General features: G+C 68.3%; 19 protein-coding genes and 1 pseudogene. 9 read left to right on the plus strand and 11 right to left on the minus strand.

What is annotated here, in order from left to right; all coding sequences use genetic code 11:
• The first annotated feature begins 101 nt into the window (after positions 1-101).
• The 3 genes from ACPXY0_RS13675 (at position 102) to ACPXY0_RS13685 (ending at position 4,213) form a co-directional block, all read left to right on the plus strand.
• Positions 102-1,286, plus strand: a complete 1,185-nt coding sequence (locus ACPXY0_RS13675; RefSeq protein WP_423925449.1) for an alpha/beta hydrolase family protein — start codon at positions 102-104, stop codon at positions 1,284-1,286.
• Positions 1,287-1,464: 178 nt separating this feature from the next.
• Positions 1,465-2,805 (plus strand): M20/M25/M40 family metallo-hydrolase, encoded by a 1,341-nt coding sequence (locus ACPXY0_RS13680; protein ID WP_423925451.1) that lies wholly within the window; start codon positions 1,465-1,467, stop codon positions 2,803-2,805.
• A gap of 19 nt (positions 2,806-2,824) precedes the next feature.
• Positions 2,825-4,213, plus strand: coding sequence for an APC family permease (locus ACPXY0_RS13685; RefSeq protein WP_423930685.1), 1,389 nt, complete (start codon positions 2,825-2,827; stop codon positions 4,211-4,213).
• Here ACPXY0_RS13685 and ACPXY0_RS13690 read toward each other — a convergent pair.
• Entirely contained in the window at positions 4,196-4,486 is a 291-nt protein-coding gene (locus ACPXY0_RS13690; protein WP_423925453.1) for a helix-turn-helix domain-containing protein, read from the minus strand. The genes ACPXY0_RS13685 and ACPXY0_RS13690 overlap by 18 nt on opposite strands.
• Positions 4,483-4,821, minus strand: a complete 339-nt coding sequence (locus tag ACPXY0_RS13695) for a type II toxin-antitoxin system RelE/ParE family toxin (protein WP_423925455.1) — start codon at positions 4,819-4,821, stop codon at positions 4,483-4,485. Before ACPXY0_RS13695 ends, ACPXY0_RS13690 begins: the two co-directional genes overlap by 4 nt.
• A 154-nt stretch (positions 4,822-4,975) precedes the next feature.
• Between ACPXY0_RS13695 and ACPXY0_RS13700 the strand changes: the two genes are divergently transcribed.
• Positions 4,976-5,905, plus strand: a complete 930-nt coding sequence (locus ACPXY0_RS13700; protein ID WP_423930687.1) for an EamA family transporter — start codon at positions 4,976-4,978, stop codon at positions 5,903-5,905.
• A 15-nt stretch (positions 5,906-5,920) separates the two neighbouring features.
• Here ACPXY0_RS13700 and ACPXY0_RS13705 read toward each other — a convergent pair whose 3' ends face one another.
• Complete coding sequence (locus ACPXY0_RS13705) at positions 5,921-6,304, minus strand: hypothetical protein (RefSeq protein ID WP_423925457.1); 384 nt, start codon at positions 6,302-6,304, stop codon at positions 5,921-5,923.
• Positions 6,305-6,525: 221 nt separating this feature from the next.
• On the opposite strand from ACPXY0_RS13705, the gene ACPXY0_RS13710 reads away from it, so the two are divergent.
• A complete protein-coding gene (locus ACPXY0_RS13710) occupies positions 6,526-8,022 on the plus strand; it encodes a serine hydrolase domain-containing protein (protein WP_423925459.1) in 1,497 nt (498 codons plus the stop codon).
• Positions 8,023-8,118: 96 nt separating this feature from the next.
• Complete coding sequence (locus ACPXY0_RS13715; RefSeq protein ID WP_423925460.1) at positions 8,119-10,710, plus strand: zinc-dependent metalloprotease; 2,592 nt, start codon at positions 8,119-8,121, stop codon at positions 10,708-10,710.
• A gap of 34 nt (positions 10,711-10,744) precedes the next feature.
• On the opposite strand, the gene ACPXY0_RS13720 is transcribed toward ACPXY0_RS13715, so the two are convergent.
• On the minus strand, positions 10,745-11,137 hold the full coding sequence (locus ACPXY0_RS13720; RefSeq protein WP_423925462.1) for a hypothetical protein: 393 nt from the start codon (positions 11,135-11,137) through the stop codon (positions 10,745-10,747).
• A 221-nt stretch (positions 11,138-11,358) separates the two neighbouring features.
• Positions 11,359-12,711, minus strand: a complete 1,353-nt coding sequence (locus tag ACPXY0_RS13725; protein WP_423925464.1) for a YfcC family protein — start codon at positions 12,709-12,711, stop codon at positions 11,359-11,361.
• A gap of 212 nt (positions 12,712-12,923) precedes the next feature.
• Here ACPXY0_RS13725 and ACPXY0_RS13730 point away from each other — a divergent pair, with 212 nt between their 5' ends.
• Positions 12,924-13,349, plus strand: a complete 426-nt coding sequence (locus ACPXY0_RS13730) for a very short patch repair endonuclease (RefSeq protein WP_423925466.1) — start codon at positions 12,924-12,926, stop codon at positions 13,347-13,349.
• Between the two features lie 35 nt (positions 13,350-13,384).
• Here the strand turns inward: ACPXY0_RS13730 and ACPXY0_RS13735 are convergent.
• The 5 genes and pseudogenes from ACPXY0_RS13735 to ACPXY0_RS13755 all read right to left on the minus strand — a co-directional run.
• Positions 13,385-13,693: pseudogene (locus tag ACPXY0_RS13735) on the minus strand (Eco29kI family restriction endonuclease); the annotation flags it as partial.
• 206 nt (positions 13,694-13,899) lie between these two features.
• Positions 13,900-15,102 (minus strand): DNA cytosine methyltransferase, encoded by a 1,203-nt coding sequence (locus tag ACPXY0_RS13740; protein ID WP_423925468.1) that lies wholly within the window; start codon positions 15,100-15,102, stop codon positions 13,900-13,902.
• A 163-nt stretch (positions 15,103-15,265) separates the two neighbouring features.
• Positions 15,266-16,510 carry a hypothetical protein gene (locus tag ACPXY0_RS13745; protein ID WP_423925470.1) on the minus strand — a complete coding sequence of 415 codons (1,245 nt, stop codon included), beginning with the start codon at positions 16,508-16,510 and terminating at the stop codon, positions 15,266-15,268.
• Between the two features lie 59 nt (positions 16,511-16,569).
• Positions 16,570-19,572 carry a prolyl oligopeptidase family serine peptidase gene (locus ACPXY0_RS13750; protein ID WP_423925472.1) on the minus strand — a complete coding sequence of 1,001 codons (3,003 nt, stop codon included), beginning with the start codon at positions 19,570-19,572 and terminating at the stop codon, positions 16,570-16,572.
• Positions 19,573-19,604: 32 nt separating this feature from the next.
• Entirely contained in the window at positions 19,605-21,134 is a 1,530-nt protein-coding gene (locus tag ACPXY0_RS13755) for an amidohydrolase family protein (RefSeq protein ID WP_423925474.1), read from the minus strand.
• Positions 21,135-21,319: 185 nt separating this feature from the next.
• Between ACPXY0_RS13755 and ACPXY0_RS13760 the strand changes: the two genes are divergently transcribed.
• A complete protein-coding gene (locus ACPXY0_RS13760) occupies positions 21,320-22,390 on the plus strand; it encodes a branched-chain amino acid aminotransferase (RefSeq protein ID WP_423925476.1) in 1,071 nt (356 codons plus the stop codon).
• 36 nt (positions 22,391-22,426) lie between these two features.
• Entirely contained in the window at positions 22,427-23,617 is a 1,191-nt protein-coding gene (locus tag ACPXY0_RS13765) for a hypothetical protein (protein ID WP_423925478.1), read from the plus strand.
• 38 nt (positions 23,618-23,655) lie between these two features.
• On the opposite strand, the gene ACPXY0_RS13770 is transcribed toward ACPXY0_RS13765, so the two are convergent.
• Entirely contained in the window at positions 23,656-24,435 is a 780-nt protein-coding gene (locus tag ACPXY0_RS13770) for an SDR family NAD(P)-dependent oxidoreductase (RefSeq protein ID WP_423925480.1), read from the minus strand.
• Positions 24,436-24,438: the final 3 nt, after the last annotated feature.

Below are 24,438 nucleotides of genomic sequence, written 5' to 3' on the forward strand. Positions count from 1 at the left end.
CGAACTGCCGTTCTCCGTCACGTTCGAGACGGCGGACGGAGCGCTGGCGGCGACGATGGACATCCCCGTCCAGGGCCGCCCTCGGCCTGCCCCTCACCACCGTGTCATACGCGGACGGCCGCGTACACTTCGAACTTCGGGCCAGGATCGGACTCGCCGTCTGGGATGGGGCGCTCGACGGGGACAGGATCGAGGGCGATTTCACGCAGGGCGTCGCCACCGGGACGTTCGCCATCGAGCGGGCGGAGGTGATGGAGCCGGAGCCCGAGGAGCCCGTCCCGTACCGCGAGGAGGAGGTCTCGTTCGAGAACGGCGACATCCACCTGGAGGGCACGCTGACCCTGCCCGAGGGGACGGGACCGTTCCCGGCGGTGGTCATGATCACGGGGTCGGGAGCGCAGAACCGTGACGAGGAACTGGTCGGCTTCCCCATCTTCCGGATCATCGCCGACCATCTCACGCGCCGCGGGATCGCGGTCCTGCGCTACGACGACCGGGGGGTCGGCGGCTCCACGGGGAACGTCGCGCAGTCCACGACCTCCGACTTCGCAGGGGACGCGCTGGCCGGGATCGCCCGTCTGTCCGAACACGCGGACATCGATCCGGGGCGGATCGGCCTCGTGGGCCACAGCGAAGGCGCATCGGTGGCCCCGATCGCCGCATCGCGCTCGGACGCGGTCCGCTTCGTCGTGCTGCTGGCCGGCACGAGCGTGACCGGGGCTGAAGTGATCTACGAGCAGGCGGCCGCTCTCTCCCGGGCCGCCGGGGCGCACGAAGAGGACATCGTATGGACGACCGGGTTCCAGCGACGACTGTTCGCGGCGATGGAGGCGGGCGAGGATCTGGACGCACACCGCGAGGAGTTCGCGGCGCAGATCCGGGCAGCGATCGACCGGCTCTCCGAGGCGCAGCGCGCGCCGATCTCGGACATCGACGGCTACGTGCAGATACAGATCGACCAGCAGATCAACGCGCTTCAATCCCCCTGGTTCCGGCATTTCCTCACCTACGATCCCGCCGGGGCTCTCCGGCGGACGCGGGTCCCGGTCCTGGCGCTGTTCGGCGGGCTGGATCTCCAGGTGCTTCCCGGGCAGAACCGGGGACCGATGGCCGAGGCGCTGTCGGGCAACCCGGACGTGACGATCGAGGTTCTCCCGCGCGCGAATCACCTCTTCCAAGCCGCGACGACGGGATCGAACACGGAATACGGCGTGCTCGATAAGGCCTTCGTGGACGGCTTCCTCGACACGATCTCCGACTGGATCCTGGCCCGCTTCGGGAACTGATCCCCGGGCGCCGGCCGAGCGGCACCGGGCATCGGGCGCGCGAAGGGGGAGACGACCGCCGCGCGAACGCTCTGGCGTGGGGCGCGGCGCCGGATACCTTCGCGGAAGCCGACGTCCTGCGCCCCGGCGGCCGACGGGAGTCGCCGTGAAGGCCCGAAATCCGGGAGACCCACACGTCATGCACGCACCGATCGCCCCAATCGTTCGCGCGTCCATCGCCTCGGCCCTCGCCGGCGGCACCCTCCCCGCGGCCGACCCGGCCGGGCTGAGCGCCCAGACGCCGGCCGAAGAGGTCCGGAGCCTCGCCGAACATCCCGCGGTGCAGCGAGCCCTCGGCTTCATCGAGGGAGTCGATCCCGGAACGATCCGCGAGTTGATCGAACTCACCCAGATACCGGCGCCCCCGTTCATGGAGGACGAGCGGGCGCGTGTCTACGCGGAGTGGCTTCGCGAGGCCGGGGCCGACTCGGTGTTCATCGACGAGGAGGGGAACGTCGTGGCGATCCGCTTCGGCCGGGGCGGCGCACGCGGATCGACGGCGGACGGAGGTCGGAGGACCGTCGCCCTCTCCGGACATCTGGACACGGTGTTCCCTGAGGACATCGACGTGACCGTCACGCAGCGCGGGGACACGCTCTTCGCGCCCGGGATCGGCGACGACACGCGCGGCCTCATGGCGGTCCTCACCGTCCTCCGGGCGCTCGAGGCGAGCGGGATCGAGACGGAGGCGGACGTGCGCTTCATCGGGACGGTCGGGGAGGAGGGCCTCGGCGACCTGCGCGGGATGAAGTACCTCTTCCGGGAAGGGGCGGACCCGATCCACACGTGGATCGACGTGGACGGGAGCGGGCTGGGGAGAATCGTGAACCAGGGGCTGGGTTCCCATCGCTTCCGCGTCACGTTCCGGGGGCCCGGCGGCCACTCGTGGGGAGCGTTCGGGCTTGCGAGCCCGGCCCATGCGCTCGGCCGCGCGATCCGCCACTTCCAGGATGTGGCGGACACCCTCACACGGTCGGGGCCGCGCACGAGCTACAACGTGGGGCGGGTCGGTGGCGGGACGTCGGTCAACGCGATCCCGTTCGAAGCCTGGATGGAAGTGGACATGCGTTCCGTGAGCGAGGAGAGCCTCGCGCGCATCGACGCCGCCTTCCGGGACGCCATGTGGCGGGCGCTGGCCGAGGAGAACGCGTTGCGCCGTGACGGGCCCGAGATCGAACTCGACCTGGAGCAGATCGGGGACCGGCCCTCGGGTGAGGTCGCGGACGACCACCCGCTCGTTCAACGGGCCAGCGAAGTCGTGCGCCTGTTCGGCGGAGAGCCGGAGCTTGCCCGTTCTTCGACGGACTCCAACATTCCGATCGCGCTCGGGATTCCCGCCGTGACGATCGGGAGCGGCGGCATCGGGAGCGGGGCCCATTCGCCCGGTGAATGGTGGATCAACCGCGATGGTCACCTCGCCATCCAGGCCGGACTCCTCCTCCTCGTGAGCGAGGCGGGGCTGGCGGAGCCCGTCCCCTGAACGAGGCGATCCCCTGAACATCGCGCGCGGACGGGCCCGGTCCGGAGACGAAGCCGGCTTCGGGCTCCATACGGCGATCGCGGTCGTCGTCGCGAACATGGTGGGGACCGGGGTCTTCACCAGTCTCGGGTTCCAGCTCGAGGACCTCAGGTCGGGCTTCGCGCTGCTGATGCTGTGGATCGTGGGCGGGGTGGCGGCCGTGTGCGGGGCGCTCACCTACGCCGAACTCGGCTCCACCATCCGGCGGTCGGGCGGTGAGTACGCCTTCCTGTCCCACATCTACCACCCGGCGGCCGGCTTCGTCTCCGGGTGGATCTCGGCCACGATCGGGTTCGCGGCCCCGACCGCGCTCGCCGCGATCACCTTCGGCACCTACCTGTCGTCGGTCTTCCCGGCGCTGCCGGCGCGGTGGCTGGCCGTCGGGCTGGTCGTGGTGCTGTCGCTCGTGCACGCGAGCACGCACCGGACGTCGGGCGGCTTCCAGCGCTGGACGACCACGCTAAAGGTCGCGCTCATCATAGCTTTCTGCGCGGCAGGGGTATCGCTGGTCACCGAGCCCCAGCCGCTCGACTTCCTGCCCTCGGCGGCGGGGGTCTCGAGCATCCTGTCGGGAGGGTTCGCGGTCTCGCTCATCTTCGTCTCCTACTCCTACTCGGGGTGGAACGCCGCGACCTACGTGACCCGCGAGCTCCGTGACCCGCGCCGAATTCTGCCGCGCGCACTCGGGGCCGGGACGCTGCTCGTGATGGTGCTGTACGTCGGCCTCAATTACGTCTTCCTCCGCGCCGCGCCGGCGGAGGAACTGGTGGGACGGCTCGAGGTCGGGTACATCGCGGCGACGCACATCTTCGGTCCGCGGGGCGCGGACATGATGGGGATCACGCTCGCCCTGCTCCTGGTCTCCACCGTGAGCGCCATGGTGCTGGCGGGTCCGCGCGTCCTGCACGCGATCGGAGGGGACTACCCGACGTTCCGGTTCCTCAGGAGGTCGAACGCTCGGGGGATTCCGGCCGTGGCGATCTACACGCAGGGGGTGATCAGCCTCGCCTTCATCCTCACGGAGTCGTTCGAGACGATCCTCGTCTTCTCGGGATTCACGATGGGCCTGAACACGCTGTGCGCCGCGGCGGGCGTGTTCGTGCTGCGGCGGCGAGGAGCGCCGGTGCCCGCAGGGGAAGCGGACGCCGGGCCAAGCGCGGGAACCAGGCCCGGAGCCGACCCGCCCTACCGGACGTGGGGGTATCCGATCACGCCGTTGGTCTTCCTGACGGTCACGGGCTGGACGCTGACGTACATCCTCATCGAGCGCCCCCTGGAGGCGGGGCTGGGACTCGGCCTGATCGCCGTCGGCCTCGCGATCTACGCGTTCACCCGCGCCCGCGACCGGGCGCTATCCCGGATCCGCTGAGAGCAGCGCGCGCTTGACCGCTTCGGGCTCCTTCTGGATGACGCGCAGAAGCGTCGCACCCGGACCGCTGACTCGCCGCGTTCCTTGCTCCCATTTTCGGTAACCGGAAAGACTCATTCCCATCAGCGGCGCCATCTGCGCCTGGGTCAGGTTCGCGGCCTCTCGAACCTCTCGCGGCACGACGGAGGTGTGCAGGACACCGGGACCCTCCCCCCTCGCGTGAGCGACAGCCTCGTTGAGCGACTGGATCAGGTCTTCGCCAAAGGTGCTCATTTCGGCTCCCTCCATATGGCCTTGATCGCAACGGCCAGAGACGCGACTTGCCGCTGTTGATCCGGTGTCAGATCGGTCTTCCCCGCCTTCGGATAGGCGAGCAGCGCGTAGATTGGCGCCGTGTCATCCAGATAGTAGTAGATGACCCGGGCACCTCCGCTCTTGCCCCGCCCTGAAGCCGCAAAGCGCAACTTTCCGACACCGCCCGTCCCGGGAATCACCTCGCCCGCGAGCGGGTTCTCCGCAAGGAAGTTGATCGGTTCGCGCTTCTCCTCCTCCCGAAAGAGCTTGTCGGCCTGGCGGGAGAAGGTCGGAGTCTCGACCACCGTGATCATCGGCCGGATGATATCCCATTGGGGCAGTCGCCGGCAATCTCTCCTCCCTATGGGAAGGCAGAGTCCGTCTTCAAGAGACCTCTCTCCCACGCATATGAAGCCACACACCCGCGAGTGCTTCCTTGAACGCCCGTAACGCTTCGACCGGCATCTGCTGCTCGCGTTCGCGGCGGTGTACCTGGTCTGGGGATCGACCTATCTCGCGATCCGTTTCGGGGTGGAGACGATCCCGCCGTTCATCCTGGGCGGCGTCCGGTTTCTCACGGCGGGCCTCATCCTCACGGTCGTGTCGCGCGTGCGGGGCGCGCCCGCCCCGAAGCCCGCGGAGTGGAGGGCGGCGACGATCTCGGGGGTGTTCATGGTCGTCGGCGGCAACGGGCTCGTGTGCTGGGCCGAACTGTACATGCCCTCGGGGCTGACGGCCCTGCTCGTGGCGACGGTGCCGCTGTGGCTCGTCGCGATCGCGCGGCTGGGGCCGGACCGGGAGACGGCGCGTCCCCTCGAGGTCCTGGGACTGCTGCTCGGGCTCGCGGGCGTCGTCGTCCTCATCAGCGGTTCGAACGCGGAGATCGGGGTCGGCGGCGCGTCCTCGGAACAGGTGCTGCTGAGCGCCCTCCTCATCCTCGTCGCCTCGTTGAGTTGGGCCGTCGGCTCAATGTACAACCGGCGGTCGGCCCTGCCCTCTCCTCCGCTGTACGGAACCGGGCTCACGATGACCGCGGGTGGCGCGGTGCTGCTGCTGAGCGCCCTCGTCGCCGGGGAGTTCGGCCGCCAGTCTCTCGCCGACATCGCGGCCAGGTCGTGGTGGGCGTTGCTCTACCTGACGGTCTTCGGGTCGATCGTCGCCTTCTCCGCCTACATGTGGCTCCTGCGCAACGTTCGGCCCGCGGCGGCCGGGACGTACGCCTACGTCAATCCGGTCGTGGCGCTGTTCCTGGGGTGGTGGCTGGCCGACGAGGCCTTCACGCTGCCGATGCTGGTGGGGAGCGTGATCATCGTCGCGGCGGTCGTGCTGGTCCAGCGGGGGCGGGCGCCGAAGGGCGGCCCGAGGCCGGCGACGGTGCGGGCGCCAGCCTCGAGGTAGCCCGGGGGACGCCGATCAGAACAGCGGTGGGCCGCGCCGCTGCTGCTGTTCGGCGACGTACTCCCGGTACTTCTCCATCTGCTCGTCGGTCAGTACCTCGGCGAGCCGGGTTTCCGTCTCCTCCTGCATCTCCCGCATCATCGCCATCATGGCGTCCCGGTCCATGGAACCGCGCACTCCCTGGAACCGCTCGCGGCGGCTCTCCACCTGAGCCTGGAGGATCTCGCGGACCTTCACGACCTGCTCCTCGTCGAGTTCGAGTCGCTCCGTGAGCGCCGTCATCTGGTCGTCGAGGCTCATGCCGAACCCACGGCCTCCCCGCTGGGCCTGAGCCTCCAGCGGCGCCGCGGCGGCGACCGCGATCAATATGAGGGCGAACGTCCCAAGCATCTTTCTCATCCGACTTCTCCCTTCCGACCGTGTTCTACACGCCTTGCCGGGCGCATGCGCTCGCGCATCGTGACGCGCCGCGCGCGGCCTCTTTCCACACGACACGCGCGGCCCCGCAAACGTTACGACCCTTGCGCCGGGGGCTTGCGAGGCGCTCAGCTACGGGTGGCCGGCACGGAATCCCGCGCCGGACCGGCCGGATCGGCCGGGTCAGCCGAATGGGGGTTCGCATGCGCACTCGTCATCCATCCCGGGTTCTGTCCATCCTCACGGCCGTCCTCCTGTCTTCCGCCTGCGGGGCGGAGGAGGGGGTCGAGGCTGCGGCGTCCGACGCGGCCGAAGTCGGGGAGTCCGGCGCCTCCGATGCGGCCCATGTGCGCGGTCACATCGCCGGGATGGCCGCCCACCACATCTGTTCGGGCGTGTTCGTCGTCGGCCGCGACTACGAACGCTCGGTCGAGGAGGTCGTGGCACAGGATATTCGGCGCTTCGACATCTTCAAATGGCAGGACGACTTCGAGGTTGCCGTGAACTTCGAGACACGGACGGCCTCGGTCTCCGGGGAGGACTTCGGGACGCGATCGGCCGAGTACAATGGCGATCAGGGGTGCACGGTCCTTCCGGCCGGACTCGAGGACGTGACCTACGAGCCGCAGGTCGTCGAGCGACGCAGCCCGGATCCCGAGGTGACAGACTGGCCCACCGGCGATGTGGGCGCGTACCACGACCCGACGCCCGCGGAGGTCGACATGGACGCGCTGGAGGCGGCGCTCGACTGGACGATGGCCCAGAGCGAGCACAACACCCGCGCGCTGGTCGTCATCTACGCCGGGAAGATCCTCGGCGAGCGCTACGCGCCCGGCTTCACGCGCAATACGCCGCAGATTTCATGGTCCCAGGGCAAGAGCGTCGCGAGCGCGCTGGCCGGGGCCGCGATCCAGGCCGGCCACCTCGAGGCCGGACTCGACGACCCGGCGCCAGTCCCCGAATGGCACGGCGAGGGCGACCCGCGGCGCGAAATCCGCCTCCGCGACGTGCTCAACATGAGTTCGGGGCTGGATTTTCTGAACCTTGGCCTTGGGAACGAGGACTCCTGGACGCACGACAACGAACATTTCCGGATCTACTTCGAGGGCATCGACGTGTTCGAGCACGCCATCGATCAACCGATGGACCGCGCCCCGGGGGAGATCTTCCGCTACCGGAATTCCGACCCTCTCACGGCCAACCGCATCGTCCGACAGGCTGTCGAGGCGCGCGGGGAGGACTGGCTCAGTTACCCACAGCGCATCCTGTTCGACCGTATCGGGGCCAGGAACTACGTTCTCGAGACGGACGCCTGGGGCAATTTCATCATCAGCGGCTACGATTACGGGAGCGCCTGGGACTGGGCCCGGTTCGGCCTCCTCCACCTGTGGGACGGCGTGTGGCCAACCCCGGGTGGTGGAAGCGACCGCATCCTTCCGGAGGGGTGGGTGGACTTCGTCAGCACGCCGGCCCCCGGCGCCGAAGAGCGGCAATACGGCGGACTGTTCTGGCTCAACCGTGGCGGCTCGCTCCCCCGCGCGCCGGAGGACGCCTTCTGGTCCGCCGGATTCATGGGACAGTACACGGTCATCATCCCGTCGTACGACCTCGTCATCGTCCGGCTGGGGCCGAGCCCGGGGGACATCAGCGCGTATCTGTCCGACATCATCGGAGAGGTGACGGCGGCAATCGACCGCTAACCCGCTCCCTCTGCGCCCGCATCCGACCTAATGTGTAGCCTCTCCCCTCCGACTTCGCGGGGGGAGCCGACCCGTTTCTGTCTTCAGGAGGCGTCCGTGTACTCCGTGACCCGTTTCCGGCTGCGTCTTGTCACTCTTCTTCTCTTCCTCGTCCCGGCGTCGACGGCCGCGCAGGATTCCGGGGGCGAGCTCCCCTCGATCGAGGAAAAGACGGCTTCGATGCGGGAGATCGACGGCTTCGTCCCCATGTACTGGGAGGCGTCGAGCGGCAAGCTGTGGCTGGAGATCTCCCGCTGGGACACCGACATGCTCCACATGACGGGACTCGCCTCGGGTCTGGGGTCGAACGACATCGGGCTCGACCGGGGGGCGCTCGCCGGCTCGCGCCTCGTGCGCTTCCACCGGGTGGGGCCCAAGGTGCTGCTGACCCAGCCGAACCTCGGCTTCCGCGCGAGCAGCACGGACGCACGCGAGGTCCAGGCGGTGACGGATGCGTTCGCCCCCTCTACCCTGTGGGGCTTCACGGCGGCGGCGGAGACGGACGGGCGCGTGCTCGTCGACGCGACCGATTTCGTGGTCCGGGACATGATCAACTGGGCCCAGCGGCTGCGGCCGGGGACGTACCGGTTCGATGCGAGCCGGAGCGCGGTCCACCTGCCGATGACGATGGGGTTCCCGGAGAACACCGAGATCGAGGCCTCCCTCACCTTCGTCCGCCAGCCGGGGGGCGCGGGCGGCGGCTTCGGCGGTTTCGGGGGCGGGGGCGGGGGCGGGGGCGGCGCGTTCGAGGGTGTCGGAAATGTGGCCTCGACCGGAGAGGCCGCGACGATCCGCCTGCACCATTCCTTCGTGCAGCTGCCGGAGCTGGGGGAATACACGCCGCGGGCGTTCGATCCGAGGGCCGGCTTCGGGGCGATGAGCTACGCGGACTACTCCGCGCCGCTGGGCGAGGACATGCGGCAGCGGTTCATCCGGCGGCACCGACTCGAGAAGCGGGATCCATCGGCGGCGATGAGCGAACCCGTCGAACCCATCGTCTACTATCTGGACCCGGGGGCGCCGGAGCCGATCCGGACCGCGCTGCTCGAGGGGGGCCGGTGGTGGAACCAGGCCTTCGAGGCGGCCGGGTTCCGCGATGGTTTTCAGGTGGAGATGCTGCCGGAGGGCGTGAGTTCGCACGATGTGCGGTACAACGTGATCAACTGGGTGCACCGCTCCACGCGCGGCTGGAGCACCGGCGGTTCGGTGACGGACCCTCGTACGGGCGAGATCCTCAAGGGCGTCGTGACGCTCGGCTCGCTGCGCTGGCGGCAGGATTATCTCATCGCCGAGGGCCTGCTCTCCCCCTACGCGAACGGCGACGAGGCGCCGGAGGACATCGCCGCGTGGGCGCTGGCGCGGATTCGGCAGTTGTCGGCGCACGAGGTGGGGCACACGCTCGGCCTCGGCCACAACTATTACGACAGCGAGGGCGGCCGGATCTCGGTCATGGACTACCCGCACCCGCTCGTGACGCTGGGCGATGACGGCCGGCTCGACTACTCCGAAGTCTACGACGTGGACATCGGAGAATGGGACAAGGTCGCGATCACGTACGGATATTCGGACTTCCCGTCCGGGACGGACGAAGCCGCCGAGTTGCGGCGGATCCTCGACGAGGCGTGGGACGAGGACATCATCTACTTCACGAACCAGGACATCGGGGTCCACGCGCGCGCCGACCAGTGGTCGAACGGGGTGGACGCGGCGGCGGAACTCGACCGGATGATGGAGGTGCGGCGGCACGCGCTGGACCGATTCGGGGAGGCGGCGATCCGCGCCGGCCGGCCGATCGTCACGGTCGAGGAGGCTCTGGTTCCGCTCTACATGCACCACCGCTATCAGGTGGATGCGGCCGCCTCGATGCTCGGGGGGCTGGAATACATCTACGCGGTCCGCGGCGACGGGCGGACGCCCATGCGGCGGGTGTCGGGCGATGCGCAACGGGCGGCCCTCGCTGCGTTGGCGGCGACGCTGCGGTCGGCAGAACTCGCGATTCCAGCGGGGGTGCTCGATCTGCTGCCGCCCCGGCCGCCCGGCTTCGGTCGCTCACGGGAGACTTTCCCACGCTACACGGGGCCCGCGTTCGATGCGGTCACGCCCGCGGTCGTGGCGGCGGACCACACGGTGTCGCAGGTGCTCGAGCCGGCGCGGGCCGCCCGCCTCGTGCAGCAACACGCGCTTGACCCGCAGCTGCCGGGGCTCGGCGAAACGCTGACGACGCTCGTCGACGCGGTTCGCCCCGCGGCGAACGAGACGCTCTATCACACCGAACTGCGCCTCGCGGCCTACCGCGTGCTCGTGGACCGGATCATGGCGCTCGCCGATCGCGCCCCCATGCCGCATGTGCGGGCCCTTGCCACCCGGAAGCTGGTGGACTTGAGAGCCGAGATGGCCGCCAACCCGCCGCCGGAGAGGGACGCGGCCTTCGTGCAGCTGGTCGACCGCGACATCGAGCGCTTCCTCGACAAGCCGGCGGCACCGTACGAGATGCCGGGGACGCCGGCCGCGCCGCCGGGAGCGCCGATCGGGGAACCGGCCATGGACTGGCTAGCGGGCGAAGCCTGGACCGCCGCGGGTCCTGCGGGATGGGCAACGCGGTGGCTTGGTATCTCCCCTGTCTGCGAGGCTGACCGAGGTGGTTTCTGACGGCGAACATTCCCGCGGGAACGCGGGGGGTGTGTCAGCGCGGGTTCCGGATAGCGCGGATCGCTTCCAGAACCTGCTGCTGATTCGTGCGCATGTCCGCCCGGATGTCGCTGACCGCCGTCGTCATGTCCGAGCGGAGCCCGCGCAGTTCCTCGCGGACCTCGCCAATGGCGGCGGTGAGCCGTTGGTCGACTCGCTCTATTCTGGTCTCCACATGCTTCAGATCGTTGTTCCGGAGCTGGCCGATCGCCGCCTTCATGTCCGAGCGGACCCCACCGATCTCGGCCTTCATCTCCATCTCCGTGCGCACGCCCGCGATCCCCGTCGCCATGTCCGTGCGAAGGGCCCGAATGATCCGCCAGAGCACGAGGATTACGGAGGCGCCGGTTCCGGCGGCGGTAACCACCGCAAGGGCGACGTCGGTCATCGCGGCCCTGGAGTCTTCATCAGAGTCAAGCCTTCCTCCTCCCTGATTCAAGCTAGCGCGGTCGGGGCGGTTTCCGGAAACCGACGCGGGCGGCACCGGGCTGAGGGCGGCGCCTCCCATTGCGAGCCAGAGATGCAGAGCGGTATGAACCGGCCGTCAACGGGCACGTGGCCAGACGTGGAGATGCAGAGGGGAACGTTCCCGCGGGAACGCGGCGACCGTCAGCTGTACCCGATCGCGATGGCGATGACGAGGGCGACGGCCCCCAAGGCCATCAGCATCAGGTAGCGCGGGACGACGAAGCGCAGCCACGCCTCGTAGCGGACGCCGCTCGCCGCCAGGATCGCCATCAGGGCGCCGTTGGTCGGCGTGATCAGCTCGCACAGCCCCGCTCCGTACTGGTAGGCGAGGATCGTGATCTGTCGCGAGAGCCCGAGCAGGTCCGACAGCGGCACGAGCACCGGAAGCGTGAGCACCGCCTGTCCGCTCACACTGGGCACGGCGAAGTGCAGCACGCCCTGCGCGGCCGACATGCCGATGGCCGAGAGCGCGAGCGGCAGCTCTGCGAGCGGGATGAAGAGGCCGCGCACGATCGTGTCGATGATCCGCGCGTCGTCCATGACGACGTAGATCGCGTTGGCGAAGCCGATGAGAAGTGCCGCGTACCCCATCGACTTGAAGCCCTGCGCGTACGCCTCGGCCGTCCCCGTAATACCCAGCCGCCCGACGATGCCGACCACCACACCCATGACGAAGAAGAGCGCGGACATGTGGTCGAAGTCCCACCCCAGCCGGAGCAGCCCCCACACGAGGATGCCGAAGGTGGAGGCCACGATCCCGAAGATCGTGAGGTCCCTCCAACCCATCGCCGCCTCCGGTCCGGCTGCGTCCCGTCCCGACTCTTCCCCCATCTCCGGACCCACTCGCGTGCTCGCGGCGTAGCGCATCGTCCACCAGATCCAGAGCCCGAGGGCGATGGCCAGGAACAGCAGACGGAACCCGCTGCCCGAGAGCGGCGCCACGTCCGCCACCTCCTGCGCGGTCAGGACCTGGAACGGGTTGATGGGACTGAAGGCCGATCCCACGAAGGCGGAGCCCGCGCTCACCGCGACTCCCACCATCGGCGAGTACCCGAGCCGCTTCGTGAGCAGCATCAGCGCTGGAACCAGCGGGATGATCTCTTCCTGCAGGTTTTCCGTCACGCCGCCCGTCGCGAACGCGAGGGAGACGACGGGGATCGCGAGGATCTCACGCCCCTCCAGCCGCTCGACGAGCCAGGCGATGCCCCTCCGGAGCGCTCCCGTCGCGTCGAACACGGCGAACGCCCCGCCGATGAGGAAGATCAGGAACACGACATCGGCTCGGTCCGCCATCCCCCGCGGGATCGCGACGATCGCGTCGAAGACCCCGATCCGGTTGGCTTCGACCTCTTGATAGGTCCCCGGCACGACGATGCTGCGCCCGGTCTCCGGATCGTCCCGCCGCTCGTACTCCCCCGCCGGCAAGACGTACGACAGCGCTGCAGCCGCGAAGACTACCGCCGTCAGCAGCGCAAGCGGGTGCGGAAAGCGCAACCTCCTCACCCATCGGCCAACCCGTCCGCGGAACGTCGATAGTGTCACCATGGAAGCCGAAGATGCTCCCGGCACGCCACACGCGGCAAATCGGCGACTCCGTGGAGGCTAACACCCTGTCCTCTGGCCCGTGCAGCACCCATCCGGCATGATCCACGCGAACGAACGGAGCACCGTAGCCGCTATTAGCCGGGGACAGTCGGGACAACCGAATGGAAGGAAGCAGCCTCGATACGCTGACGGTTCGCGAGCGGAGCGAACGGATGAGCCGGATCCGTTCCAGAGACACGAAACCGGAAATGAGAGTTCGACGGCTTGTCCACGGTCTGGGCTACCGTTATCGGCTTCATTCGGAGGATCTGCCCGGCCGCCCCGATCTCGTGTTTCGGTCGCGCCGCAAGGTGATCTTCGTTCACGGATGCTTCTGGCACCGCCATGAGGGGTGTTCGCGGAATCGACTTCCAAAGTCACCGGAGCGCCGAGACTTCTGGCGAGAGAAGCTCGACGGTAACGCGCGGCGCGATCGGTCAAAGGAAGCTGCGCTGAGACGACTCGGTTGGGAGATCCTGGTCATCTGGGAGTGCGAGACCAAGGATCTCGATCCTCTGGCGGAGAGGGTTAGGGCGTTTCTGGGGTAGCCCGTCTCTCGGCGGTGAAAGAGCGAAGACAGGTTGGTCGCCCATGTGCGGCCGGGATGGAGGGTATCCCACCACGAACGCTGACTCGCTTGTCTACCGCTGCCGGGGTCATGGATCCCAAACCCCTCGATGCAGACGTTCCAGCAAGGCTGGTAGTGTTCGATGAGGAAGCGTTCGGCCATCGTGATCCATAGTGGAACAACCACCAGGTGTCGGCACGTGAAGTCCCCCAGCCGGAGATTGTCGGCGGCTTCAAGAGACCGCACATGCTCTCCGATGCGGCGGTAGAGCACGGGCTCGGACTCGTCGGGAGCGCTTCCGCCTTTCCGCCCGCCTCGGGGCACCGCTTTTCCGACGTTAGATCGGCTGCGCGGCGTCAGGTGACCGCAATGATGCGTAGGGACCAGAGCCGCCGTCGTAGAACAGCGCGTACACGCCAGGGCCCGCAAACCGGTCCGGTATCGGCAGACTCACGGCTGGCCGGGTCATCAGCTCCCGGACCAGATTGACGGTGAGATTGCCGTAGTCGAGGGGGTCGCAGGGCTCGTGTTCAGGCATGGCCGTGGCTCAAGCGAGCCGCGATGCTGCTCGCCAACACAACGGCGAGTCGCATCGGCACGGCATTCCCAAGCTGTCTCATGGTCTCGGTCCAACTGCCCGTGAACCGCCAGGAGTCGGGGAACGTCTGCACCCTGGCCGCTTCGCGCACTGTAAGGTAGCGCACACGCCCGCTCGGGAACGCGATCATGTTCTCGCCGCCCGGCACGCCGTGGACGCCAGCTTTCAGGGTCTTCGCCGGCAGATCGAGCGGACTTCCCGTATGTCCCGGATAGGCTCGAGCTCCCGGCTGCAATCTGTGGAACAGCACGCCGGGCGTGTCTCCATGCTCCCTCGGTCGCGGCAGGCCCGCTATGGCGTCACGAAGCGTGGCCCAAGGCTTCTCCTCGGGCGGAAAAAGTGCGGGAAGCCGGCCGATGACGCTGCCTAGGCGAGCGGGAGGGTCGGGCGCCTCCAGCTTCCGCTCTTCCCAGTATTCGCCCGACACCCACTGGTCGTAGTGAAGCCGCTCGCGAGAGTGCGTCGGTTCGGGAAAGTGCCAGTCTACATCGAGGTCTCGCCGAAAGCCGACGATGAACACGCGTTCTCGAGTCTGCGGCACTCCGTAGTCGGCCGCGTTCAGCAGACGACGAACGACTCGGTAATGAAGCCCTTCACGGGTTCCGCGCGTGTGTACGTCCTCCAGCCGAGCAAGATGATCCTCCCAAGTGTCATGGGGTCGCGCGATAACCTCGGGATGTTGAAGTCGCAACTCAATGTAGGAAAGGTAGTTACGGAAAGCCGCGCGGGTCAGCCCCTTGACGTTCTCAAAGATAAACGCTGCAGGCTGAACCTCGCGGATGGCGCGGATGAACTCCGGGATCATGTCCCGTCGATCGTTCATCCCACGGTGCTTGCCACCGATGCTGAAGGGCTGGCAGGGCGGACCGCCCGCTACGAGTTGGACCCGACCGAACGAAGCGTAGTTGCTGTCACGGACATCGCCCTCGACAACGTTCCACTCCGAGACTCCGGGGACGGTGGCGTGCCGGATGTTCTCGCGCAGCGTGGCGCACGCGTCGCGGTTCCAATCGAGCAAGGCCGTATGCCGGAAGCCGGCAGCGTGCGTTCCCAGGGCCAGTCCGCCCGCCCCCGTGAACAACTCAAGCGATCGAAACGCCGGCTTTACCAATCGCCCCTCCCCCTCCCAGCCCAAGATCCATCCTACTCACGGAGGATAGCGTTTCGGGGCTCCGAAACCGGCAGCGGCCGCGAGGATCGCGGCCGTCAGCAGGGTCAGCGGGTGCGGAGACCGCAGCCGTCCAAGTCGTTTCTTCACGCGCGTTGCGGCCCGTGCCAAGGGGACCCGCCGCCGGTCATCAAGGGCATTCCTCAGCGACGATGGGGGTGCCGCGCGCGCTCTCCAGGCGGAGTCGGAGCACATAACTCACGTCCAAGGCATCCCGGGCGATTCCGTGGATTACGCCCTCTGCACCGAGTTCCATCGGGTCCGAGTCCCAGTTCCTGCCGCGAGGCGTCCCGAGTCGTGTCGACGTGGAGACATCGCCACGGTATCGACCGCAGTTGTCGAACAGATCCCAAGCCGGATCCACGTCCAGATCGTCCTGGTGGCGACGGGCCCAGAGCCAGCCTTCCGGCGACACTTCCAGATCCACAATCCGGGGTTCGAACTCCGACTCGTCGGAACCGTCCGGCGGGGGCGGGGGCGGGTTGCCGAGTTCGACGGTACGGACGGTGTCCCCGGCGAACGTGACCTCGTGGAAGCGGTAGGCCGCCCTGTTCGCCAGCCACGCGGTGCCGCTGCGTCCGAACGCCCAGACACGCCTCGGAATGGTCACCTTGACGACGCCTCCGACCCAGATAGTTGCGCCGCTCCGACTTGTTGTTCCCGAGGTGCTCGTCGAGACGCGGCTGTCGAGCAGGAGAGAATCCTGCGGCAGGACCGGGTCCGGATGTTCAGGGTAGACGGGGAGGCGCACACCGTACGTGAGGCTATGCGTGACGGTCTCGTCTCCTTGAGTGGCGCGGTCGCTGACGTGCACCTGCTGATAGACGAAGCCGCGGGCATCGGCGGCGACGATCGTGCCGCCACGCAAGCTACGCTGCAAGGCGGCTCCGCTGATCGGCATCCCGGGGCCGAAGGGCTGGCCGGATCGGCTGAGTTCATTCCCCAGCGAATCGAAACTCAACTGCTGATAGCGATCACTGATCCAGAGCCGGTTCGGAGGTTGCCAGATGATACGGTACACAGGGGAGAAGCCGGAGTAGCGAAACTCGCCGGGTCGCTCTCCGTCGCGGGCCATGTTTCGCAGATGGCGACCCGCCCGGTCGAAGACGCGGACCTCCTTCGAAGCGACATCCAGCACGTAGATGTGGCCCTTCTCGTCCACGGCGACGTCGTGCACATCCCCGAAGACCTCCGGCCCGGTCCCGTCCACCTGGCCGAGGCGGAGTTCCTCGACGAGGCGCCACTCGTCAGGTCCCCCGCCCCGCCCGGGGGCGGGGTTGGACACGACGATGCGGCCGCTGTCGAGGGTGTCGACGGTCGCTTCCTGCGCGAGACGTGGCGTCCCCGCGCCACGCGCGGGCGAGGCGTCCACCACGACCAGGAGAACCGCCAGGGCATACAAAGCTCGACCCACATTTCGGTGCGGCGCAGGCGTCACCTTCCAGAGCCGCCTCGCTCCCCGGAGACGACGCCCTGCTCGGACACGGGCTTGCCGATGAGTTCGAGGCCGAGTTCGAGGCCCTTCGCGACCGCCGGCACGCCCTCGACCATCCAGCGCGGGGCCGGAGCGTCGACCAGGTAGTGGTCGAAGAACTGCTGCATGCGGATCGCCCAGTCCTCCTGGTTGGGTTGGCGCCCGAGGCCGTGTCCCTCGCCGTTGTAGTTGAGCATGAACACCGGAAGCTCCAGCCGCCGCATGGCGACGAACATCTCGATCCCCTGGTACCACGGCACGGCGCCGTCCTCGTCGTTGTGCAGCATGAGGAGCGGCGTCCGGATCTTGTCGGCGAAGAAGAGGGGCGAGTTGTGGACGTAGCGGTCGCGCTCGTCCCACAGCGTGCCCCCGATGCGGCTCTGCGTGCGCTCGTACTGGAACATGCGGCTCATGCCGGTCTGCCAGCGGATGCCCCCGTAGGCGCTCGTCATGTTCGACACGGGCGCCCCCGCCTCCGCGGCGGCGAAGAGGTTCGTCCTCGTGATCATGTAGGCGATCTGGTAGCCGCCCCACGAGTGGCCCTGCACTCCGACGCGGTCCGGGTCGATGAAGCCCTGCGCGATGAGCGACTGCACGCCGGGCACGACGGCGTCGAGCGCGCTCTCTCCGGGATACCCGATCTCGTACGGGATGTCGGGGACGAACACGACGTAGCCGCGGCTCGCGTAGAAGGAGAAGCGGACCGAAGCCCGATTCGGCACCGGCGTCTGGTAACCGTGCAGCCCGTCGGACATGCGCTCGTAGAAGTAGACCATGAGCGGGTACTGCCGTGAGGGATCGAAGCCGTCCGGCTTGATGAGGATCCCGTCGAGCGGCGTGCGGTCGTTCGACATCCAGTGGACGAGTTCGGCGCTCCCCCAGCGGTACTCCGCCTGCTGCGGGTTCGCGTCGCTGAGCTTGCGGGCGTTCCCGAAGTTGGCGTCGCCGACCCACACATCGGGGAACTCGACGAACGTCTCGCGAGTCCACACGTAGCGGTCCGCGTCCTCCGCCCTGGTCGGCGAGCCGTACCGAATGTCGCCCATCACCAGTTCATCGAGACCGCCCGCTTCGTCGGTCCGGCCGCGGGCGTAGCCGGACGCCCTGGTTCCCATGTCGAACACGGAGAAGAGGACCTCGCCCTCCTCGATCCCCTCGCCCCCGCCGCCCCCTCCTCCGAAGCCGAAGAAGTTGCCGCCCCCGCCCTCGGTCACCCGCTGCACCCGGTATCGGACGTTGGCTTCCCTTCCGTCGGTGAGCCGCAGCGCGGGCTCCTCGCCGCTCGGGTCCAGTCGCCACATGTCGTTCCGGTCGGGCACGATCAACGCGGCGTCTCCTTCGACCCAAACCGGCGCGCCGTACGGCGGCGGCCCCTGCGGATGGTCGTCGAGTTCGTTGAAGAACGCGACCGGCAGGTGGCCCGTGAGGCTGCGCGCGGACGCGTAGCCGTCCGTCGGGGCCGCCTTCCAGTCGCGGTCCGCCTCGTCCCACCAGTAGGCGTACGCCCCTTCCGGAGAGAGCCGGGGGCCGCCGAAACCGCGCACCGCCTCCACGATCATGCGGCGCTCGCCGGTCAGGACGTCGACCGCGTACGCGTCCTCGTAGCTGCCGTCCCACGAGACCTTCTGGCGGTGCGGCAGGTCGCTCGTGCCGAGGATGTAGTCGCCCATGCCGGTCTCGGTCCGCGCCACGTCCGGGACGCTCGCCGTGCCCAGTTGCACCACGCCGCCCCGGCCTTCGTACACCACCGCCAGGTACGACCGGTCGCGCTCGCGGTTCGCCTGCACGAGCTGCATCGGCTGCAGGAAGTCGTCGCGCCAGTTCCAGATGTCGAGCTTCACCTGATCGTCGTCGAGGATCTCCTCGTCCGGCTCCGGCTCGGGACGCGGCGCCGTGCCGAAGAAGACGCGGCCGCCGTCTTCGCTGAACGAGACGGACCCGTTCTCGCTGATCCACCAGCCATCGGCCACGCCGGCCGTGTGATGGTCAGCCAGCCTCTCCGCGGCCCCGCCATCGGACCGGTAGAGGGCGAAGGAGGGCTGGTCCATCTCCCACTCGTCGCGATTGCTGAGGAAGGCGAGGCGTTCGCCCGACTCGTCGAAGGTGAGCTCCACGTAGTGGCCTTCACCGGCCAGAACCTCCGTCATCTCGGCGCTCGCGGGGTCCACGCGGTAGATCCCGTCGCCGCCCTCGTCCTCCGTCGACGTGACGAACGCGAGCCCGTTCCCCGCGTCGGCCACGGAGTACGAGACGACATCGGCGAAGGTATGCTCGGCGCCGGTATCGAGGTTCAGCAGGACCAGCGGCGTCCCGTCCTCCTTCTCGTGCCGCTTCTCGTATTCCGCTGATCGCTCTTCCTCTTCTCCTTCGCCTTCGGCTTCCTCCTCGGCTTCTTCCTCTTCCTCCGCCTCCTCGTCGGGTTCGGCGCCCTCTTCGTCTTCCTCCTCGGGATTCTCGGAGAGCAGGTAGGCCACGAAGGCGCCTCCATCCTCCGGCACCTGGAAGGACTCAACGGGGCCGGCGCGACGCACTCCGGCGTCGCCCTCCCCGGCGAATGCCTCGGCGAGGGTCACGACGGCGAGCGAGTCGCCCGGGAGATCGTCCCCGCGCTTTCCTTCCAGCCGCAGCGAATCGACGACCGACTGCACCGGCGGAACACGGAAGGCGAGATGACGGGAGTCCCGCGTGAAGGCCGGACCGCGGCCGCGGAAGCGCCGCTCCGCCGAGCCATCGGTCCGGGTGATGACCAGCGCGGGGTCGCCATCCCAGGGCTGGAGCACATAGGCCAGCCACTCGCCGTCCGCGGAGATCGTGCGCCCGCCGACCGAGTTCCAGCGGTAGGTGTCTTCATGGTCCAGCGCCGGCTTCGTCTCCTGCGCGACCAGCGCGGCGGGCACCGGCCCGACGATGCCCAGCGCGAAACCCGCCAGCGTGACGGCCCGGATACGAGAGGTCGAGGACATCCGTCCCTCCAGGTTCGGTGTGTGAGGTACGCTCATCGCTTGAAGTAGACCGGTCCGGTCGGCAGCGCGTCAGCGTCTATGATTCGACCGGCCGCCATGACGACCGACTGTTTCCGGATGTTCGTGATATCGGCCAGCGGATCGGCGTCGAGCACGAGGAGATCGGCCAGCTTGCCGACTTCGATCGTCCCGAACTCGTCTAGCGCCCCGGCCGCTATGGCTCCGTTGCGGGTCCCGGCCACGATCGCCTCGCCCGGCGTCATCCCGAGTTCGACGAGGCCTTCGATCGCGAGCAGCGTCCCGATGCCGGGCTCCTGCCAGATCGGCTTCGGCGCGCGCCCGAACTCCGGCGCCACGCCTGCGTAGTTGTCCGTCCCCAGCGACGTGATGCAGCCGCCGTCGATGAGCTTCGTCGCGTTGAGCCGACGCACCTCCATGCCGTGGCCGAGGGCGCGCTGCTCGCGGCGGATCTGGTAGCTCGTCTTCTCGCGCTCGACAGGACGCCGCAGCCGCCCCCATTCCCGCGCCTGGGCTCCCTCCGCCTCGCGCACGAGCCGCTCCTCCGCGGCCTTCCTGTTCGTGAGGTGGTTCTCCCAGGCGGGACCCGTGAAGGTGTTCACCAGCATCGAGCACACGATGCCGCGGTCTGCGATCTGCTTCACGAGGGCGTCGGAGATCTCGCGATCGGCGAGGACCTCGGGGTGCTGGATGAGGTCGATCCCGGCCTCGACGGAGAGCCGGAGCCCCTCGGGGTTGGTGGAATGCGTCTCGGCGATGAGCCCGCGTGCGTGCGTCTCCTCCACGATCACGCGCTGCGCCTCGGGCGAGAACCCGATGAGGGTCGGGAAAGACCAGTGACTCGTCCCGCCGTACTTGAGAAAGTCCACGCCCTTGTCGAGGTACTCGCGGATCCTCGTCCTCAGTTCCTCCGGGTAGAGGTCCATCAGATCCTCGCCCGCCCCCTGCGCGATGTGGTCGGAGAACTGCTCCTCGTACAGCGAGAGGTCGTCCTCGGGAATGAGCGCGAAGGTGATGGAATAGGGCCCGCCCCAGCCGACGATGTTGCCGGCCACCTGAAGCCGCGGGCCGGTCGCCTCGCCCGCGGCGATCGCGTTGCGCACCTGCTGGAGTTCGGGGAGGGCGCCGTAGCTGTCCCGAATGTGGGTGACGCCGAACTTGAGGTGCATCTGCGCGGCCTCGAGGGTGAGTTCGGGGCCCATCATCCGGTAGAAGACCGAGCTTTCCTTCCGGTCCTTGTTGCCGCCGCCGTAGAGGGAGATGTGGACGTTGGTGTCGACGAAACCGGGGGTGACGAACATGCCGGCCCCGTCGATCACCCGCGCGCCCGGGGGTACGGCGACCTCCGCCCGCGGGCCGACGGCCGTGATGCGGTCGCCCTCCACGACGACGGTCGCATCGACCAGTGGCGCGCCGCCGTTTCCGTCGATGAGGGTCGCGCCCACGATGGCGGTAGCCTGAGCGCGGACGCCCCCGGGGCCCGCCAGGGCCACGGCGAAGACGAGCGTCACTGCGGCGAGAACACGGCGGATGTGGCGGGACATGGCTTACCTCCGGTCTTTTCGGGCTGCACCCCCGCTGAGACTAACAGATTGTTCGGGCCGCGAGTAGCCGCGCGCGCGGATGCGCGCTAGGCTGTTCGGGTTCCACGCGGGCTCCGTGGAGCGACGGGCAGCCCGCCATATAGGCGATGACCGCGCCGGGAACCAACCAGCTGCGAGAGGCGATAATGGCGACGATCACCACGACCTTCCCCGTCACGCACGTCGAGCACTCGAGGATCGAGTCCGTGGACTTCGACAACCTTCCCTTCGGGTCGATCTGGTCGGACCACATGTTCGTGGCCGACAACATCGACGATGCGTGGACCGGCGCGGAGATCCGGCCCTACGGCCCGATGGAGATCTACCCGAGTTCGAAGGCGCTCCAATATGCCGTCTCGATGTTCGAGGGATTCAAGGCGCACAAGACGCCGGAGGGCGATCTCGTCGTCTTCCGGCCGGACATGAACCAGAAGCGGTTCAACCGCACCGCGTCCCGGTTCGTGATGCCGGAGCTTCCGGAGGAGATGTTCTTCGACGCGATGCGGGAGCTGCTCGATGTCGACCGCGGCTGGCTGCCGGATGCCGCTCAGGGGGCGCTCTACATCCGTCCCAGCTACTTCGGTACCGACCCGACCCTGAACGTCACCCCGGGTCGATCGTTCCGCTTCGTCCTCATGACCACGCCGGTCGGGCTCTACTTCACCGGATCGCAAACGGTCAGCCTCGTGGCGACGCGGAAGTTCGTGCGCGCATTCCCCGGCGGGACCGGCGCCCACAAGCCCGCGGCCAACTACGGCCCCACCATGCTGGCCTCCGTGCATGCGCAGGAGCAGGGATACCAGAACGTGATCTGGCTCGACGGCCACGAAGGCCGGTTCGTCGAGGAGTGCGGCGTCATGAACATGTGGTTCGTCATCGACGGTACGGCGATCACGCCCCCGCTCGAGGGCACGATCCTCCCCGGCGTGACCCGGGACTCGCTGATCCAGCTCTGCGCCGACTTCGGGATCCCGTGCGAGGAGCGACGGATCTCGGTGGAGGAACTGCTGGACGCGCACGCCGTCGGCACGTTCGAGGAGGCGTTCGGTTCGGGTACGGCCGCCACGGTCCAGCCGATCGACCGCCTCGGCCTCGACGGGACCGACGTGCTGCTCGAGCAACGCCCGGATTCGGTCGCCGCTCGCCTCAAGGCGGAGCTGCACGGGATCCAGACCGGGCGGATAGAGGACCGACACGACTGGCTCTGGCGCCCCTGACACCGCTTCTGCGCAGCCTTGAGGAGGTGCGCCACCATGTCGGCCGAACCGCCGTTCAAAGCCACCCTCTGGATCAGGCCCGCGTTCCGCACGGACTTCATCGATGTCCGTGCGAAGCTGGCCGAGGAGTTCGGGTCGGAGTTCGCCCGCTATCCCAAGGCGCTCTACATCTCCGACCACACGACGGCGGGTTATCTGGACCAGCGGCTCGCACAGCGGCTCGAGTACGATCAGGCGAGGCTGCAGGAGTTCATCAGAGTCTTCCACGAAATCTTTCCGCCCAACGCCGGCTACGTCCACGACGAACTCGATCTCCGCGCCGAGCTCTCGGACGAGCAGCGGGCCACCGAGCCGGAAAACGCGGACTCCCACCTGACGTTCATCGGCGCGGGACTCCAGAGCGCGGCCTCCTACGACCACGAGAAGGACAAGCCGGTATGGTTCGTGGACCTGGACGGCGTGCACAGGGGCGGAACGCGGCAGCGTCGGACGACGGTCGTGGGCTACGGCGAGGAGGAAGTCGTAGCCCGAACCCAGCTGACGGTACAGGTCCCGTCTCACGGCATCGCTGCGATCGACCTGAGAGAACAGGAATTCGGATTCGTGGATCGGCTCCAGGCTCTCGTAGAGGAACACGGCGTCCCGTTCGGGCGCCTCGATGTCTCGCTCGCGCCTCAGGAGGCGGGCGCCAGCCTCACGGTGAACGAGTACGAGCCGCTGCTGATGAACAGCGACCTCCGCGGGGTTCTTCTCAGCCCCCTGCGATTCATGGCCGATCAGGGCAGGGAGGTTCTGAACAGGCCGCTATCGCTCCCCGGGAAGGCGCTGCGGTTGCCGGGGAAGGCGCTGCGGTTGCCGGGGAAGGCGCTGCGGCTGTCCGGGAAGGCGCTCAACGTCGCCCGTCTGGGCACGACCGTGCTGCGAAGCTCCCCGGGACCGGTCATCGACTCCGCCACGGTGGAGGCGGTCCACATACTGAACCGGGTCCTGGAACGGATCGGGGTCGACGAATCGGTGATCGCACGCGTCCTGAGCCGGACGCTGGCGTTCCCGGTGTCCCGCTACCAGGGACTGCGGCGGGGGATCAGCCTGCCCGTGATCGACCGGGACGGAGACGGGAAGGGCGAGATCCCGTGGGGCACGTATCAGAGCCCGATCCTCATCCAGTGGAAGGCCCCAAAGGGGCCGACGCGCGAGCTGGACGTGAAACTGGTGCGCTTCGTCTGATTGCGGGCCCACCCCCGACGGCCTACCGCGTCAGACCCTCAGACCAGCGATCGCCCCTGCGAGCCGTCGACGGCGATGCACGCCCCCGTGATCAGACTGGCGCGCTCCGAGGCGAGGAACGTCACCACGTCGGCCACCTCGTCGGCCCGCCCGAACCGTCCCAGGGGCAGGTTCGTCTTCACGAACTCCCGCATCCCCTCGGGGTCCGCCTTCACCCGCCGGTCCCAGCTTCCGCCGGGGAACTGGATCGAGCCCGGGGCGACGCAGTTCACCCGGATGCCGTCCTTCGCGAGTTCGAGGGCCATGATGCCCGCGGCCGAGATCAGCGCCGTCTTCGTCGTATTGTAGATGGAGAGACCCGGCCCGCCCTTCTCTCTTCCGAACACGGATGAGATGAAGATGATGGACCCGCCTCCCGCCTCACGCATGAGCGGGATGGCGAGGCGGCTGGCCCGGAACCCCGACAGGACGTTGAGCTGGATGACGTCCAGCCAGTCCTCGTCGTTCGTCTCCTCGAAGGTGCCGCGCCGGTTGCCGCCGACGTTGTTCACGAGCACGTCCAAGCGACCGTAGCGGTTGCGCGTCGCCTCGATCAGCCGCGCCGCCCCGTCCTCTTCGGCGATGTCGCAGACCACGGTGAGAACGTCCGCGACACCTTCCGCCCGCAGCGACTCGGCCGCCGACTCGAGCCCATCCCGGTTGCGCGCGCAAAGCGCGAGTCGCGCCCCCTCGGCGCCCAGCGCCCCTGCCGTGTAGAGGCCGATCCCCCGGCTCCCGCCGGTGACGACCGCGACTTTCCCCTTCAGCCCCATATCCATGCG

It is taken from the genome of Candidatus Palauibacter sp. (genome assembly GCF_965237495.1).
Classification (GTDB): Bacteria; Gemmatimonadota; Gemmatimonadetes; order Palauibacterales; family Palauibacteraceae; genus Palauibacter.

Bases quoted from the DNA above. Each gene is read 5' to 3' on its own strand.
- ACPXY0_RS13680 (WP_423925451.1), top strand. From the start codon at position 1,465: ATGCACGCACCGATCGCCCCAATCGTTCGCGCGTCCATCGCCTCGGCC.
- ACPXY0_RS13690 (WP_423925453.1), bottom strand. From the start codon at position 4,486: ATGAGCACCTTTGGCGAAGACCTGATCCAGTCGCTCAACGAGGCTGTC.
- ACPXY0_RS13695 (WP_423925455.1), bottom strand. From the start codon at position 4,821: ATGATCACGGTGGTCGAGACTCCGACCTTCTCCCGCCAGGCCGACAAG.
- ACPXY0_RS13705 (WP_423925457.1), bottom strand. From the start codon at position 6,304: ATGAGAAAGATGCTTGGGACGTTCGCCCTCATATTGATCGCGGTCGCC.
- ACPXY0_RS13710 (WP_423925459.1), top strand. From the start codon at position 6,526: ATGCGCACTCGTCATCCATCCCGGGTTCTGTCCATCCTCACGGCCGTC.
- ACPXY0_RS13720 (WP_423925462.1), bottom strand. From the start codon at position 11,137: ATGACCGACGTCGCCCTTGCGGTGGTTACCGCCGCCGGAACCGGCGCC.
- ACPXY0_RS13730 (WP_423925466.1), top strand. From the start codon at position 12,924: ATGGAAGGAAGCAGCCTCGATACGCTGACGGTTCGCGAGCGGAGCGAA.
- ACPXY0_RS13750 (WP_423925472.1), bottom strand. From the start codon at position 19,572: ATGTCCTCGACCTCTCGTATCCGGGCCGTCACGCTGGCGGGTTTCGCG.
- ACPXY0_RS13755 (WP_423925474.1), bottom strand. From the start codon at position 21,134: ATGTCCCGCCACATCCGCCGTGTTCTCGCCGCAGTGACGCTCGTCTTC.
- ACPXY0_RS13760 (WP_423925476.1), top strand. From the start codon at position 21,320: ATGGCGACGATCACCACGACCTTCCCCGTCACGCACGTCGAGCACTCG.
- ACPXY0_RS13765 (WP_423925478.1), top strand. From the start codon at position 22,427: ATGTCGGCCGAACCGCCGTTCAAAGCCACCCTCTGGATCAGGCCCGCG.
- ACPXY0_RS13770 (WP_423925480.1), bottom strand. From the start codon at position 24,435: ATGGATATGGGGCTGAAGGGGAAAGTCGCGGTCGTCACCGGCGGGAGC.